The organism is Paraburkholderia sp. (assembly GCF_047605525.1).
Lineage (GTDB): Bacteria > Pseudomonadota > Gammaproteobacteria > Burkholderiales > Burkholderiaceae > Paraburkholderia.
Map to the genome: position 1 here is coordinate 182,864 of NZ_JASGFN010000002.1, position 14,932 is coordinate 197,795.

The following is a 14,932-nucleotide window of genomic DNA, read 5'->3' on the forward strand; positions in this document are numbered from 1 at the left end:
CACGCGCCGGTCAGTGCCAGCCGCGCCCGCCGTCGATCGCTGCCTTGTTCAGCCGGATCAGTTCCTCGCACGCGTAGGCGGAGAACGTTTCGATCAGAGCGAACGGCCGCGCCGTCTTCGATCGAATCAGCCAGATTTCGAACTCCATCTTCGGTTCGAACGCGCACACGACGAAATCCGCCCCCGCGTTGTTGTATACGCTGATCGGATCGACCACCGCCACGCCGACGCCGTTCGCGACGAACGCGCACGCGGTTTCCGACTGGCCGACTTCGATCCGGACGCGGCGCCGCACATCGGCCTCTTCGAAAATCCTGTCGATCTGGAAGCGCGAATGGTCCTGCGGGCCCAGCGCGACGAAGTTCTCGCCGTCCAGATCCTTCGCGCGGATCAGCCGCCGCTTCGCGAGCCGGTGCCCCTTGGGCAGGATGCACACGCCGCGCAGCGTGCACACGTATAGGCTGTCCACTTCCGGGCGGTCGCCGGGCAGCACGCTGAAACCGAGGTCCACCTGCTGCGTCGCCACCGCATCGACGACCCCGCGTGAGCGCATGCTCTCGACGTTGAACTTCACTTCGGGCCGCTCCTTGCAGAACGACGTGACGATGCCCGGTAGCACGCGCCGCGACAGTACGGGAAACGACGCGATGCCGAGCGCGCCCCATGTCTGGTCGCGCAGCGCCTTGGCGACGTTCGCGACGCGCCCGACGCCGATGAACATGCGCTGCACTTCCGCGTAGAGCAGTTCCGCTTCGCGCGTCGGACGCACTTTCGTGCCGGCGCGGATGAACAGGGAAAACCCGCAACTGCCTTCGAGCTGCGCGATCAACTGGCTGATCGCGGGCTGTGAAACGCCGAGTAGGCCGGCGGCCGCGGTGAGGCTTCCGGCGGACATCACGGCTTGAAATGCCTCGAGCTGACGCACGTTCATGATGCGTTTTTCCCATAAGACCAGCTTATAAGAACTGAATTTTGTCCTATTTGACTATTATATGGGGCGCTCGAAGAATACTCACACGCCAACCGCCGATCCCACAGCCGGAACGGCCCGCGCGATCACCTGTCTTTCTTCTGGAGACGTTCATGTCGAAGCGTTCGTGGTGGGTCGTTCTCATGATGTTCGCGCTTGGCTTCGGCTGTCTGTCGGGCGGCGCGAGCGCCGACGAGTTGCAGATGGTCAAGGCGCGCGGCAAGCTGATCGTCGGCATTCGCAACGATTACGTGCCGTTCGGGTATCTGGACAGCAAAGGTCAACTGGTCGGTTTCGAGGTGGACCTCGCGAAGTTCGTCGCGAAAGACATGTTCGGCTCGGAAACAGCGATCGAATTCGTGCCGGTGGTGGCGTCCAATCGCATTGAACTGCTCAACGCGGGGCGCATCGACGTGATCTTCGCGACGCTCGGGAAGAATCCCGACCGCGCGAAGGTGATCGACTTCACGAACCCGTACTACATGATGGCCGGCATGGTGCTGCTCGCACCGAAGAACACGACTATTACGAAGTGGGAAGACCTGAAGGGCCGCAAGGTATGCGGCAGCCAGGGCAACATGTATAACCGCGCGTTGCAGGAAAAGCTCGGGGCGGACACGGTACTCTTCACCGGCACCGCGCAGATGTACAAGGCATTCCAGGACAACCGTTGCGAGGCGATTGCCTATGACGGACCGAATCTCACGCTGAAGGTGACCGAGGACGGCTGGAAGGACAAGGACAAGATCGCGCTCGAAGCGTACGAATACGTGCCGATCGTCGGCGGCGTACGCAAGAACGAGCCGGCGTTCCTCGCGGCACTGAACCAGTCGATCAGGAAGGCCGAGGCGGCGGGCGTGCTCGTCAATGCGGAAAAGAAGTACAACATGGGCACGAGCAAGTTCGTGACCGAGCAGCAGGCCGCCGCGAAGTAATCAGGCATTTTTCCCGGACCTCGTGCGCAAAGAGGCGCTCATGAGTCTTGACTTCACATGGCTGGCCGATCCGCTTTATCGGACGTGGCTGCTGCACGGCATCGGCACGACGGTGGCGATGTGCGTCTGCGCGATCGCGCTGATGTTCGTGATCGGCATCGTCGGCGCGGCGCTGATCTACTTTCACGTACCGCTGCTGGAGACGCTGACGACCATCGTCGTCGAGTTGCTGCGCAACACGCCGCCGCTCGTGCAACTGTTCGCGCTGTATTTCACGCTGTCGGAACTGGGGCTGTCGGTGCGCAATCTCGCGACCGGTCAGCAGATTCCCGTGTTCAGCGGCTTCACCTGCGTGGTGCTGTCGCTCGCGCTCTATAACGGCGGCATCGCGGTGGAGATCGTGCGCTCCGGCCTGCACGCGGTGCCGGAGGCGACCGTCGATGCCGCGCGCAGTCTCGGCTATTCGCGGCTGCGCACGTTCTGGCACATCCAGTTGCCGATGGCGATGCGCCTGTCGACCGTGCCGATGACCAACAATATCGTGAGCCTGATCAAGACGTCGTCGCAGGCCGCGTTCGTCGCGGTGGCCGACGTGATGTACTACGCCACGCAGATCACCCTCGAAAACTTCCGCAATCTCGAAGTGATGCTGGTGGTGTGGGTCTGTTATCTGGTGCTGGCGTCGTTCGCGTCGACGGTCGCGGGCTGCATCGGCCGCGCGGTGCGCATTCCGGGGTACGGCGTATGAGCACGACCGCGGCGATCAAACCGGTTTCCCCCGCGCGAGCGATGCAGCCCGAAATCCGCGCGTTCGTGTACGGGATGATCGGCGTGCCGCTGCTGCTGGTGGCGGCACTCGTCGGTTGCTACGGCCGCGCGAGCGGCGACGCGTTCGCGCTGCTCGCGGCGCGCAGCGGCATGCTGCTGACCGGCGCGCCCGGCTCGGGTCTCGCGGGCGGCTTCTGCGCCAACATCCTGATGAGCATCGCGGCGATGTGCGTATCGCTGTGCACCGGCGTGCTGCTGTGCATGGGCACTATCGCGAACACGCGCGGCGCGCGGATCGTCGCGTTCGGCATCGTGAATCTGCTGCGCAACACGCCGTGGCTGATCGCGCTGTACGCGATGCTGTATCTGCTGCCCTTCTACGTACCGGTATTCGGCACGGTGATTCCGTTCTCGCCGTTCGTGAAGGCGGTGGTCGGGCTGTCGTTGCCGGTGACGGCGAATGTCGCGGAAGTGATGCGCGGCGGCATCGAGGCGATTCCCAGCGGACAGTGGGAATCGGCGCGCGCGCTCGGCTACCGCAAGAACCAGATCCTGCGATACATCGTCGTGCCGCAGGCGATTCCGCTGTTCATGCCGAACATGATGACGGTGTACGCGGGACTCTTCATCGGCACCAGTCTCGCGGTGGTGACCGGCACGGCGGACGTGCTGTCGGTAGCCAACACGATCACCGCGAGCGACGGCTCGCGCTACGCGACGGCGGTGCAGCTCTACGTGCTGCTGCTCTTTTTCCTCTTCAGTTTTCCGATTGCGACCTTGAGCCGTCGTCTCGAACGGCGGATGCGGGAGAAGTCATGAGCATGATCCAGCAGAAAGTGCCGCTGATCGAACTCGTCGACGTGCACAAGGCGTTCGGCGGCACCGCCGTGCTCAAGGGCGTGTCGATGACGATCAGGAAAGGCGAGACCGCGTGCATCATCGGCCCGTCGGGCTCGGGCAAATCGACGCTGCTGCGTTGCCTGAACGGCCTGATCCCGGTGGATGGCGGCACGATCCGCGTCGGGTCGTTCGCGGTCGAGCAACTGAAGCGCGACAGGGATCTCGTGCAGCTGCGCCATCAGGTGTCGATGGTGTTCCAGCAGTACAACCTGTTTCCGCATCGCACGGTGCTCGAAAACATCATGATGGCGCCTCTGCAGGTGCTGCGTCAGCCACGCGACGCGGTGCGAAAGCGCGCCCTCGAACTGCTTGCGCGGGTGCGGCTGACCGGCAAGGAAGCCGCGTACCCGGCGCAACTGTCGGGCGGCCAGCAGCAGCGCGTGGCGATTGCGCGCGCGCTGGCGATGCAGCCCGCGATCATCCTGTTCGACGAAGTGACCGCGGCGCTCGATCCGGAAATGGTGAGCGAAGTGCTCGCGGTGATTCGCGACCTGAGTCGCGACGGCATGACCTGCGTGCTCGTCACGCATGAAATGCGCTTCGCCGAGGAAGTGGCCGACGTCGTGTTCTTCACCGACCGCGGCACCATCGTCGAATCCGGCGCGCCGGCCGACGTCTTTCACGCGCCGCGCGATGCGCGCCTCAGGAGCTTTCTCGGCAAGGTCCTGTCGCGCACGGCGGCGTGAATCAACCGGAGGGGATGTGGCAAGCAAACTCAAGGTACTGGTGCCCGACGCGCATCTGCGCGATCTCGATGTCGAAAGGAACGTGACGGGCGAGCTCATCGACTACCAGGTCTACGACGAAACCGACGCCGCCGCGATTCCCGGCGAGCAGTGGGCGTCGTGCGACGCGGTTCTCGTCTGGCATCGCATGAAGATCACGCGTGACGTGGTGAGCCGTCTCGCGCGTTGCCGGATGATCGTGCGCGTGGGTGTCGGCTTCGACAACGTCGATACGGACGCCTGCCGCGAACGCGGCATTCCGGTGTCGAACGTGCCGAATTACGGCACCACCGAAGTGGCCGACCACGCGATCGCGATGATGCTGTATCTCGCGCGCGGACTCGGCACCTACCAGTCGCGAGTGAAGGCCGATCCGAAGCACGGCTTCGTCGCCGAGAACGTGCCGGTGGTGCGGCGCCTGCGCGGCGGCACGTTCGGCGCGATCGGCATGGGCCGCATCGGCACCGCGATCGCGCGGCGCGCGGCGGCGCACGACATGCACGTCGTCTACCACGATCCGCTCGTGCCGGAAGGCCATGAACTCGGCCTCGGCTACGAACGCGTCGCTTCGCTCGACGCGCTGCTTGCGCGCGCCGACGTGGTCAGCGTGCACGTGCCGCTGTCCGACGCGACGCGCTTCATGATCGGCGACGCGCAACTGCAGGCGATGAAGCCGAACGGCATCTTCATCAACATCGCCCGCGGCAAGCTGGTGGATGTGGACGCGGTGTACCGCGCGCTGCGCTCGGGCCATCTGGCGGCGGCCGGTCTCGACGTGCTGCCGGCGGAGCCGCCGGTGCCGCTGCCGCCGCTGCTCGAAGCGTGGCGCAACGACGAGCCGTGGCTCGCGGGGCGCCTCGTGATCACGCCGCACGCCGCGTTCTATTCCGAAGCCGGGTACCTCGACATGCGCACGTTCTCCGCGCAGATGCTCGTCGATTATCTGGTGCACGGCCGGCTGCGTAACAACGTCAACCCGGGCTGGCAGGATGCCGTGCCCGCTTCGAACCAATAAAGCGACCGTCATGGCCTATCACCAGCTCGATGTGAGTTTCACCCGGTTGTCCGACGAAGTGCTCGCGCAGTGGCGGACGATTCCGCCCGCTGTCGCGTCGGACTGCATGAACCGTACGCAAGTCATGGCTTCGATCATCAAGCCCATTTTCACGGGCGCGCGGCTGTGCGGCCAGGCGCGCACGGTCGCGACGATGGTCGGCGACTGCGGGCCGATCTGCAACCTGATCGGCGGCGCGCGGCCCGGCGAAGTGCTCGTCGTGGACGCGGGCGGCGCGGAAGACATCGCCGTGTGGGGCGGCGTGATGGCCGAGGAGGCGGTGCATCGCGGTCTCGGCGGCGCGGTGGTCGACGGTGCGATCCGCGACGTCGCGGACATGCGGCGTCTGAAGTTCAACATGTTCTGCCGCTCGGTCGTGCCGCGCGGCCCGCATCACGGTTTCGGCGGCACGGTCGATTCGACCATCGCGGCGGCGGGCGCGCCCGTGAGTCCCGGCGACATCGTGCTCGGCGACGACGACGGCGTGGTGATCGTGCCGCTCGCGATCGCGAACGACGTGCTCGAGGCGGCGCAAGCCCATCTGCTGAAGGAGGCGAAGTGGATCGATGGCATTCGGGGCGGGGTGTCGATCAGCGAGATGTTCTCGCTGCCGCAGGCACAGACCGCGGCGCTGAGCCAGAAATAGGCGAGCGGGCCGCGGCGCTCGCGCGCATGCATGCGCGCCGCGTGGCGGCGCCGGATGCGCCGGCGAGCCTGCGCAACGTGCTGTGCCTGAACGACTTCGCGCCCGTCGCGAAGCGCCGTCTGCCCGCGGCGATGTATGCGTACGTGTCCGGCTGGTCCGAGGACGGCGCCGCGCACCGGCGCAACCTGCGCGGTTTCGAGCGGCGTGCATTCGTGCCGCGCGTGCTGGTCGATATCGAACGGCGTGATACGCGCACGACGCTTTTCGGCGTCGAATACGAGAGTCCGTTCGGCATCGCGCCGATGGGTTTCAGCCGGATGGCGGCGGCGCACGCGGACGAACTGCTCGCGCGTGAAGCGGCCGCGGCGGGCGTGCCGTTCATCCTGAGCGGCGCGTCGCTGACGCCGCTCGAAGCGGTGCGCGCGGCAGGCGCGACGAGCTGGTTCCAGGCCTATATTCCGGGCGACGCCGCGCGCATCGATCCGATGCTCGAGCGGGTCGCGCGGGCGGGCTTCGACACGCTCGTCATCAACGTCGATACGGCGGTGCATGGCCAGCACGAATACGCGGAAAAACGTGGCTTTCGTGCGCCGGTGAGGGCGAGCGCGCAGCTCGCCTGGCAGGCGCTCACGCGGCCGTCGTGGTGCTGGCGGGTGCTGGGCGAAAGTCTGCTCACGCGCCGGCCGCTGCGCTTCGAGAACATGGATGCGGTGGCGGGTCCGCCGGTGTTCTCGCGCACGCTGGTGCGCGATATCGGGCGGCGTGGCGCGCTGTCGTGGGCGCATGTCGAGCGCATCCGCCGACGCTGGCAGGGCCGCCTCGTGCTCAAAGGCGTGATGTCCGCCGCCGACGCGGTGCTCGCCGAGAAGGCCGGCGTCGACGGCATCGTCGTGTCGAATCATGGCGGACGGCAAGTGGATTGCGCGATCGGCTCGCTCGATGCGCTCGAAGCCATCGCCGCGCGCGTCGACAGGATGACGCTGATGTACGACGGTGGTGTACGGCGCGGCTCGGACGTGCTGAAGGCGCTCCATTGCGGCGCGCGCTTCGTGTTCGTCGGACGGCCGATCCTGCTTGCCGCCGCTGCCGCCGACGGAGCCGGCGTCGCGCACGCGCTCGCCATCCTGAAGCGCGAAATCGGCACGAACATGGGACTGCTCGGCATCAACAGCATCGACGAGGTCGCGCGGCTCGAACTGCTGCGCGACTGAGGCGACGCACTTCATCTGCCACGACGCATCGCGCGTCATCGCGAGGACACCGATGGACAAGCCAATCCGCGTACTTACGCCCACCTGCACGCTCGGCTACGGCTTCGCCGACGATGCATTCGAACGCGCGATGTCGATGCGGCCCGACGTGATCGCCGTCGATGCCGGCTCGACCGATCCCGGCCCGCACTATCTCGGCTCCGGCGAATCGCTGGTGTCCGGAATCAGCATCCGTCGCGAGCTGACGCAGATGATCCTTGCCGCGCGCAAGGCGGGCATACCGGTGATCGTCGGCAGCGCGGGCGGCGCGGGTACCCGCGCGCACGTCGACGAAGTGGTGCGGATCGTGCGCGAGATCGGCGCCGCGCATGCGCTGAGCCTGCGCCTCGCGTGGATTTACGCCGACATACCGGCGAGCGTCGTCGCCGCCGCGGTGGGCCGCGGCGAGGTGCGCGACTTCGAGGCCGGCTGGGAGCTGAGCGCGGATCAGGCACGCGCAAGCGATGCGATCGTCGCGCAGATGGGGCACGAGCCGATCGTCGACGCGCTGGAAGCGGGCGCGGACGTGATCATCGCGGGCCGCGCCTGCGACGATTCCGTGATCGCCGCGTTTCCGATCTGGAAAGGCGCCGATCCGGGCCTCGCGATCCATATGGGCAAGATTCTCGAATGCGGCGCGTTTTCCGCGGAGCCGCACGGCACCGACGTGATGATGGGCACCATCGATGGCGCGGGTTTCACGCTGGAACCGGGCAGCCTGAAGCGGCGCGCGTCGCTGACTTCGGTCGCCGCGCACACGCTCTATGAGCGCGAGAATCCGTTCCGTCAGGCGGGGCCGGGCCATGAACTCGATCTGTGCGCGTGCGATTTCACGCAGATCAGCGCGCGCGAAGTGCGCGTGACCGGTTCGCGATTCATCGCCGCGGACGACTATTGGGTCAAGCTCGAAGGCGCGCGCCGGCGCGGCTACCGGACCATCACCGTCGCGGGGGTGCGCTGCCCGACGATGATCGCACGCATCGATACGCTGCTCGCCGATGCGAAAGCCGCCGCGCTCGCGTATTTCGACGCACCCGATCTGGACGTGCAATTCCACGTGTATGGCCGCGACGGCGTGATGCGCGGGCTCGAACCGGTGCGGAAGACGGCGAGCCACGAACTCGGGCTCGTCATCGAAGCGGTCGCGCACGAACAGTCGCTCGCGCACGCGGCCGCGCATTTCATCAGCGGCACGCTGCTGCACGTGAGTTTTCCGGGCATGTACAACACGGCCGGCAATCTCGCGTTTCCGTATTCGCCGTCCGAAGTCGATGCCGGGCCGGTGTACGAGTTTTCCGCGTATCACCTGCTCAAAACCGGGTCGCCGACGGCGCTCTTTCCGATCCACTACGAGGCGCTCGCATCATGACGACCGTTCCCCTTGCGTCGCTCGCGACGGTAATCCGCAGCAAGAACGCCGGCCCGTTCCTGCTCACGTTCGACGTGATGTTCGAAGACGCCGCGCATTTCGACACCGTGTGGGAATCGGGCCGCTTCACGAAGGCCGCGATGGCCGAACTGTTCGGCGTGGAAGAACGCGCGATCACGTCGATTTTCGCGGTGCCGCGCGGCCAGGCGATCAAGGTGACGATGCGCCGCCCGTTGCCGCAAGGACGGCTCGGCGAATCCGACATGTACGGTTGCCAGCAGCACGCGCCGCTGCTCGGTTTCGCCATTCCCGTGCGGGATGTACAGGAGTGAATGACCGGTTGATTCTATAAAACGCTTTTTGCCTCATGCGACCCGCGCGTCGTCGTCGTTAGCTGCCTTGCGCTCGAGCAACGGATAGGCGAGGGCGCAGATATGCGACTGGATTCGCACGAGGTCGCGCAGCACGTCGAGGTGCAGCGAACTCGACGCGATGCTGTCGGCCTTGCCTTCGCGCAGCCGGTCGAGATGGGAATCCCGCGCGGCGCGTTCGAGACGCCGCAGCGCCTGTTTGTCGTCGAGCAACTGCTCGGCGGTTTGCGTGCGGCCCGACACCAGCAGCGCCTGAGCCCGGTGGAAGCTGTCGATCACCGACTGGTGCAGCGCGCGCAATTCCTCGGCGCCTTCAGCCGAAAAACTGAGCTGTGCCTTGATCTTTTTCTGCGCCAGCTCCATCAGATTCTTGTCGACGATATCGCCGATATGCTCGAGGTTGATCACCGAGGTCATGATCGCCGAAGCCCAGCGCCGGTCTTCATCGTCGAGCGGCTCGCGCGTCACCTCGGTGACGTAGCTTTTGATCGCGTCGTGCAGCATGTCGACGGCGTCGTCGCGCGCGGCGATCTCGTTGACCGCGCGCCGGTCGTTTGCGATCAGGACCGGCACGCTCGCGCTCAGCATCGCTTCGACGATATCGCCCATCCGGATCAGTTCGCGCGTCGCGCAGGCCAGCGCCTGCGACGGCACCCGCAGCGCGGCCTCGTCGAGGTAGCGGGGCGCGTCGCCGTTTTCAGCGGCGCCCGGCGCCGGCAGCAGCCGTTCGAGGAAGCGCGCGACAGGGTCGAGCAGCCCCATGAAGATGACCGCGATCATCACGTTCAGGCCCGTGTGGAAGTCGGCGATTGCCCGGCCGGGATCGCCGTAGACTTCTTGCAGCAGTCTTGCCAGCGGCGAGCACGCGGCCAGCATCAGCAGGCAGACGCCGCCGCGCAGCACGAGGTTGCCGGCCGGCAGGCGCCTGCGGCTGTGGTCGGCGCCCTTGGCGGCCTCGAAATACGGATTGAGCGCGCTGCCCACGTTCGCGCCGAGCACCATCGCGACCGCCGTGTCCATCGGCACGGTATGCAGGTTGGCGAGGGACATCACGAACAGCACGACCGGAATACTCGAATGCGCGGCCCACGTGAGCACGCACGCGAGCCCCGCGTTCAGCACGGGTTCGCCCGCCAGCGCGCCGAGCACCGTGCGCAGCGCCGGGGCGGTCTCGGCGGGCCGTACGGTCGCGACGAGTAACGTGAGCGCGAGCAGCATCAGGCCGAGCCCGATCGACGCGCGGCCGATATCGCGATTGCGCGAGCCCTTGCCCTTCTCGAAAAGGGTCATGCCGACCAGCAGACACACCGGCGAGATCCAGCTCAGATCGAACGAGAACGCCTGCACGATCAGCGTCGAACCGACGTTCGCACCCAGCATGATGGCGAGCCCCGTAACCGGCCGCATCAAGCCGCGCGACGCGAACGACGACGCGATCATGCCCGTTGCCGTGCTGCTTTGCAGCGCGCCGGTGATCGCCAGCCCGGCACAGAACGCCTTCAGCCGGTTGCCGAGGCTCTTCGCCATGAAGCGCTTGAGCGAGGCGCCGAACGCGCGCATCAGGCCGGACTCGACCATATGCAGGCCCCACGTCAGCAGCGCGACGCCGCCCGCGAGATGAAGCGCGATCATGATCATCCTGCACCTCCGTTACTGTTTTTTTTCGCGCCGGTTCAGGCCCGATCCGTACCCGCCGCGATCGCCTCCTCGAGTATCCGCAGCGCTTCGAGCATCTGTGCCGGCGTGACGGTGAGCGGCGGCGTAAGCGTCAGCACGTTGCCCATCGTCGTCTTGAACGACAGCCCCCGATCGAGCGCGCGATACAGCACGGCCTCCGCGAGATCGGCATCGGGCGTCTTGTCCGCGCGGCTCTTCACGAGCTCGATGCCGAGCATCAGGCCACGCCCGCGCACATCGCCGATCGCGCCGAGCCGACGTTTCATCCCGTTCATGTACTCGAGCGCAAGCGCGCCGACGCGCGCCGCGTTCTCGACGAGGTTTTCGTCCTCGATGATCTGGATCGTGGTGAGCGCCGCCCGCGTCGTGACCGGATTTTTCTCGTGCGTGTAATGGCCGAACGCCCAATCGCCCGCGACATCGAGCTCCGGGCTCGCGATACAGGCTGCGATCGGCAGGATGCCGCCGCCGAGCGCCTTGCCCATCACGAGGATGTCGGGCACCACGCCATCGTGGTCGCACGCGAACATGCGGCCCGTCTTGCCAAGGCCAGTGGGGATCTCGTCGAAAATCAGCAGCGCCCCATGCCGGCGGCACGCGTCGTGCACGCGCTGCCAGTAGCCGGGCGGCGGCAGATACGGCACGCAGCGCGCGGGCTCCGCGATCACGGCCGCCACGTCGCCCTCGCGTTCGAGCACGTAATCGACCATGTTCGCGCAACTCATGTGGCAGACATCGAGCCGCGGCGCGCCGTGCTCGTCGCACGGATGGCCGTAAGGGCAGCGGTAGCAGGCGAACGGCGCCACGTGCTGGGCCCCGGCGACGAGCGGCGCGAGCGGCCCCGAGCGGAACAGCGCCTCGCCCGAGAGCGCCGACGCACCGATCCCGGCGCCGTGGAACGCATCCCAGAACGACAACGTCTTGAAGCGCCCCGTCGCGGCGCGGGCGAGCTTGATCGCGACTTCGTTGGCGTCGGAGCCGCCGGTCGTCAGGAGCACCTTCGAGAGCGGGCCCGGCGCGATGGCCCCGAGCTTTTCCGCGAGCTGCACGGCGCTCTCGCAGGCATAGCGGCGAGGCGCGAACGGCAACACGTCCATCTGCGCGGCGATCGCCTGCTTCAGGCGCGGATGCCCGTAGCCGATGTGATGGACGTTGTTGCCGTGAAAGTCCATATACCGCCGGCCCGCGACGTCCTCGATCCAGATGCCTTCGGCTTTCGCGATCGCATTCAGGCACGGCGACGACACCGACTGATGCAGGAACGCCGCGGCGTCGCGCTCGATCAGCGCGCGGCTGTTCGCATCGAGCGCGTGCTGTTGCCACGCGCGGCGGCGGCTCGTGAGGTTGGTGTCGCTTTCGGACTGCGCGATGCCGTCGCCACCCGGCTTCGCGATCGGATCGCGGCGAAGGGTCGCTGTCATCCGCGCACCATCGCCCGGTTGGAGATGCGCGAGAGCCCCATCAACACCGCAAGGGTGCCGACGCCGAGGATCATCGTGAGCGTCGCCGCGTCGAAGATCGCACCACGGTCCGACAGCGCGAAGATGCCGACCGGCAGCGTCACCCAGCCCGGCGGATAGATCATCAGCGTCGCGCCGAGCTCGCCCATCGACAGCGCGAAGCTCAGGCTGAACGAGGCGATCAGATACGGTGCGACGAGCGGCAACGTCACGCGGCAAAGCTGGTAGAACGGCCGGGCCCCGAGGCTCTGGGCCACCTCGCCGTATTCCGGCGCGACCCGCGACAGCCCCGCCGCGACGTTGCCGTAGGTGAACGCCGAGATCAGCAGGAAGTGCGCGATGAAGACGATCGTCGCCGTGCCGTTGAGCAGCACCGGCGGCCGGCTGAACGCGACCAGCAGGCCGAGCCCGATCGACACCGATGGCACCGCGCTCGGCACGAAAAAGATCACGTCGAGCACGCGGCGCGGCAGGCCGCTCAGGCGGCGCAGCGCGAGCGCGGCCCATGTGCCGCTCACCAGCGCCGCGACGCTCGCGACCACGCCGGTCAGCACGCTCACGCGTAACTGGCTGGCCGAATCGGTGTGCAGCACCCGCGCGTAATGTTCGAGCGTCAGATGGCTCGGCAGGATGCCGTTCCACTGTCCGCTGATGCTGGCGAGCGCGATCATCGCGACCGGCAGCCCGTAGACCGCGCAGAACAGCACCGCCGTGCCGCCCCACGTGAGCCATTTAGCCCATCTAGCCCAAAGCAGCACGGCGGCCTCCGCAAAGTGACACGACTGTCCGGTAGCACCCATAGAGCCCGAGCGACAGCGCGATATTGACGACGGCGATCACACACGCGGTGGTGTAGTCGAATTCCTGAATCGCCTTGTCGTAGATCAGCAGAGGCAGCGTGACCACGTCTTTCGCGCCGATGAAGAGCACGATGCCGAACTCGTTGACGGTCAGCAGCAGACACAGGCTGCCGCCCGCCAGCAACGCCGGCAGCGCGGCGGGCAGGATGATCTGCCGGATGATGCGCGGCGGCCGCGCGCCGAGGCTGCTCGCCATCTCGATCTGCGCGCCGTCGATCTGGGAGAAGCACGCGAGCAGCGGACGCATGATGAACGGGGTGTACACCGTGATCTCCGAGAGCACCACACCCCATTGCGTGTAGAGGAAGTCGAGCGGCGGCAGCGGCAGATGGAACACCTGCATCAGCGACTGGTTCAGCAGCCCGGCCGAACCGTACACGAACGTGAACGCGAGCGCGACGAGGAAGGTGGGCAGCGCGATGAACGTGTCGATGAGCCGGCCCACGAAACGCGCGCCCGCAAACGGCACGAACGCGATCACGAGCGAGAACACGAAGCCGAGCACGAGGCACCCCGCGGAGGCCGCGACCGCGATCGAGATCGTGTGATAAAGCCCGCTCAGGAACTGGCGTGAGCGCAGCACGTGCTCGAAGTTCGCGAACGACAGCACATGCTGGTCGCCGCCGAACGCCTGCGCGACGATCAGCCCGAACGGGTAGAAGAACAGCGCAGCGAGCACCGCCAGCGGCGGCGCGATCCACAGCCCGCGCAGTCCCGCGGCGGGTCGGCCCGCGCGGGCGGGCGGCGCGATGACGATATCAGCCATGACGCTCGGTCTCCGGTACGAGAGTGACGTCCGCGGGATCGAAACGCACGGTGAGCGCCGTGCCCGGCTCGGGCGGCTGCGCGAGCGGCGCGCAGGTGAGCCGCAACGTTTCGCCTTCGACGTCGAGCACGATGCTGTGCATTTCGCCGAGCCATTGCACGCTGACGACGACCCCGGTCATTCTGCTCAGGCATGGCTGATTGGCGTCGGCGTCGGCGCCGCCCGGTACGAGCTGCAGATCGTGCGGCCGGATGCACACGAAGCAGCCGGCGTCGGCCGCCAGCCCGTGCGGATTGCATCCTTCGAGAAGCTGGCCGTGAAAGCGCACGCGCGCGCGCCCGTCGGCCATCGGTTCGAGTTGTTGCGCCGGCAGCACGTTCGCGCGGCCGAGAAATTCGGCGGCGAAGCGGTTGGGCGGATGACGATAGAGTCCCTGCGAGTCGCCGTAAGCGACCAGATGGCCGTCGCGCATGATGCCGATCTGATTCGCGAGGGTCAGCGCCTCGGTCTGGTCGTGCGTCACGTACAGCACCGTGAGCGACGGCAGATTGCGATGCAGCTTCGCGAGCTCGTCGAGCATCGAGCGGCGGATCTGCGCGTCGAGCGCGGAGAGCGGCTCGTCCAGCAGCAGGACCTGCGGCCGGATCGCCAGCGCCCGGGCGATCGCCACGCGCTGCTGCTGGCCGCCCGACAGCTCGCGCGGATAGCGCTTCGCGTACTTCGCCATGCCGACGAGGCCGAGGCATTCGGGCACGCGTTCGCGGATCACCTCGGCGCCTGCGCCGCGCGCACGCAGCCCGAACGCGACATTGTCCTCGACGCGCATATGCGGAAACAGCGCGTAGTTCTGCACCACCATGCCGATGTTTCGCGCGTACGGCGGCAGGCGGGTCACGTCGCGATTGCCGATGGTGATGCGCCCGGCGCTCGGCTGCACGAAGCCGGCGACCGCGCGCAACGCGGTCGTCTTGCCGGAGCCGGACGGCCCGATCAGCGCGACGATTTCTCCCGGCTTCACGGCGAGCGTCAGAGACTCCAGAATGGTCTGGCTGCCGTAAGCCACCGACACGCCCTCGAAGCCGATGCCGCTCGCTTCGTGCGCGATGACGGACGGCGCCGCGGAGGCGCGCCGCTGCGGCCCCCTCTCCATGGTCATGGTGTTTGCCATTAGTCGCTCGTCG

The 14,932-nt window shown here is 66.9% G+C and carries 15 protein-coding genes; 9 read left to right on the forward strand and 6 right to left on the reverse strand.

The features are described 5' to 3' along the window. Positions 1-10: 10 nt before the first annotated feature. Positions 11-931 (reverse strand): LysR substrate-binding domain-containing protein, encoded by a 921-nt coding sequence (locus tag QM685_RS03165; protein WP_415112637.1) that lies wholly within the window; start codon positions 929-931, stop codon positions 11-13. A gap of 152 nt (positions 932-1,083) precedes the next feature. Here QM685_RS03165 and QM685_RS03170 point away from each other — a divergent pair, with 152 nt between their 5' ends. The 9 genes from QM685_RS03170 to QM685_RS03210 are packed head-to-tail and all read left to right on the forward strand — an operon-like array spanning position 1,084 to position 8,949. Then, positions 1,084-1,905, forward strand: a complete 822-nt coding sequence (locus QM685_RS03170; protein WP_415112639.1) for a transporter substrate-binding domain-containing protein — start codon at positions 1,084-1,086, stop codon at positions 1,903-1,905. Between the two features lie 40 nt (positions 1,906-1,945). Further along, a complete protein-coding gene (locus QM685_RS03175; RefSeq protein ID WP_415112641.1) occupies positions 1,946-2,653 on the forward strand; it encodes an amino acid ABC transporter permease in 708 nt (235 codons plus the stop codon). Then, complete coding sequence (locus QM685_RS03180; protein ID WP_415112643.1) at positions 2,650-3,492, forward strand: ABC transporter permease subunit; 843 nt, start codon at positions 2,650-2,652, stop codon at positions 3,490-3,492. The genes QM685_RS03175 and QM685_RS03180 overlap by 4 nt, the downstream gene beginning before the upstream one ends. Further along, entirely contained in the window at positions 3,489-4,259 is a 771-nt protein-coding gene (locus tag QM685_RS03185; RefSeq protein ID WP_415112645.1) for an amino acid ABC transporter ATP-binding protein, read from the forward strand. Before QM685_RS03180 ends, QM685_RS03185 begins: the two co-directional genes overlap by 4 nt. A gap of 16 nt (positions 4,260-4,275) precedes the next feature. Further along, entirely contained in the window at positions 4,276-5,313 is a 1,038-nt protein-coding gene (locus tag QM685_RS03190) for a C-terminal binding protein (protein WP_415112647.1), read from the forward strand. A gap of 10 nt (positions 5,314-5,323) precedes the next feature. After that, positions 5,324-5,998 carry an RraA family protein gene (locus QM685_RS03195; protein WP_415112649.1) on the forward strand — a complete coding sequence of 225 codons (675 nt, stop codon included), beginning with the start codon at positions 5,324-5,326 and terminating at the stop codon, positions 5,996-5,998. 26 nt (positions 5,999-6,024) lie between these two features. After that, positions 6,025-7,209 (forward strand): alpha-hydroxy acid oxidase, encoded by a 1,185-nt coding sequence (locus QM685_RS03200; RefSeq protein WP_415112651.1) that lies wholly within the window; start codon positions 6,025-6,027, stop codon positions 7,207-7,209. Between the two features lie 52 nt (positions 7,210-7,261). Continuing rightward, the gene (locus tag QM685_RS03205; RefSeq protein ID WP_415112653.1) at positions 7,262-8,617 is read left to right on the forward strand and encodes an acyclic terpene utilization AtuA family protein; all 1,356 of its coding nucleotides are present in this window, start codon (positions 7,262-7,264) and stop codon (positions 8,615-8,617) included. After that, positions 8,614-8,949 (forward strand): DUF4387 domain-containing protein, encoded by a 336-nt coding sequence (locus QM685_RS03210; protein ID WP_415112655.1) that lies wholly within the window; start codon positions 8,614-8,616, stop codon positions 8,947-8,949. Before QM685_RS03205 ends, QM685_RS03210 begins: the two co-directional genes overlap by 4 nt. Before the next feature lie 33 nt (positions 8,950-8,982). Here QM685_RS03210 and QM685_RS03215 read toward each other — a convergent pair whose 3' ends face one another. The 5 genes from QM685_RS03215 to QM685_RS03235 are packed head-to-tail and all read right to left on the reverse strand — an operon-like array spanning position 8,983 to position 14,919. Next, positions 8,983-10,620 carry a Na/Pi cotransporter family protein gene (locus QM685_RS03215; protein ID WP_415112657.1) on the reverse strand — a complete coding sequence of 546 codons (1,638 nt, stop codon included), beginning with the start codon at positions 10,618-10,620 and terminating at the stop codon, positions 8,983-8,985. Between the two features lie 41 nt (positions 10,621-10,661). Further along, a complete protein-coding gene (locus QM685_RS03220) occupies positions 10,662-12,086 on the reverse strand; it encodes an aspartate aminotransferase family protein (RefSeq protein ID WP_415112659.1) in 1,425 nt (474 codons plus the stop codon). Further along, positions 12,083-12,883 carry an ABC transporter permease subunit gene (locus tag QM685_RS03225; RefSeq protein ID WP_415112661.1) on the reverse strand — a complete coding sequence of 267 codons (801 nt, stop codon included), beginning with the start codon at positions 12,881-12,883 and terminating at the stop codon, positions 12,083-12,085. The genes QM685_RS03220 and QM685_RS03225 overlap by 4 nt, the downstream gene beginning before the upstream one ends. Beyond that, positions 12,867-13,751 (reverse strand): 2-aminoethylphosphonate ABC transporter permease subunit, encoded by an 885-nt coding sequence (locus QM685_RS03230; RefSeq protein ID WP_415112663.1) that lies wholly within the window; start codon positions 13,749-13,751, stop codon positions 12,867-12,869. The genes QM685_RS03225 and QM685_RS03230 overlap by 17 nt, the downstream gene beginning before the upstream one ends. Continuing rightward, positions 13,744-14,919 (reverse strand): ABC transporter ATP-binding protein, encoded by a 1,176-nt coding sequence (locus QM685_RS03235; RefSeq protein WP_415112665.1) that lies wholly within the window; start codon positions 14,917-14,919, stop codon positions 13,744-13,746. Before QM685_RS03235 ends, QM685_RS03230 begins: the two co-directional genes overlap by 8 nt. Positions 14,920-14,932: the final 13 nt, after the last annotated feature.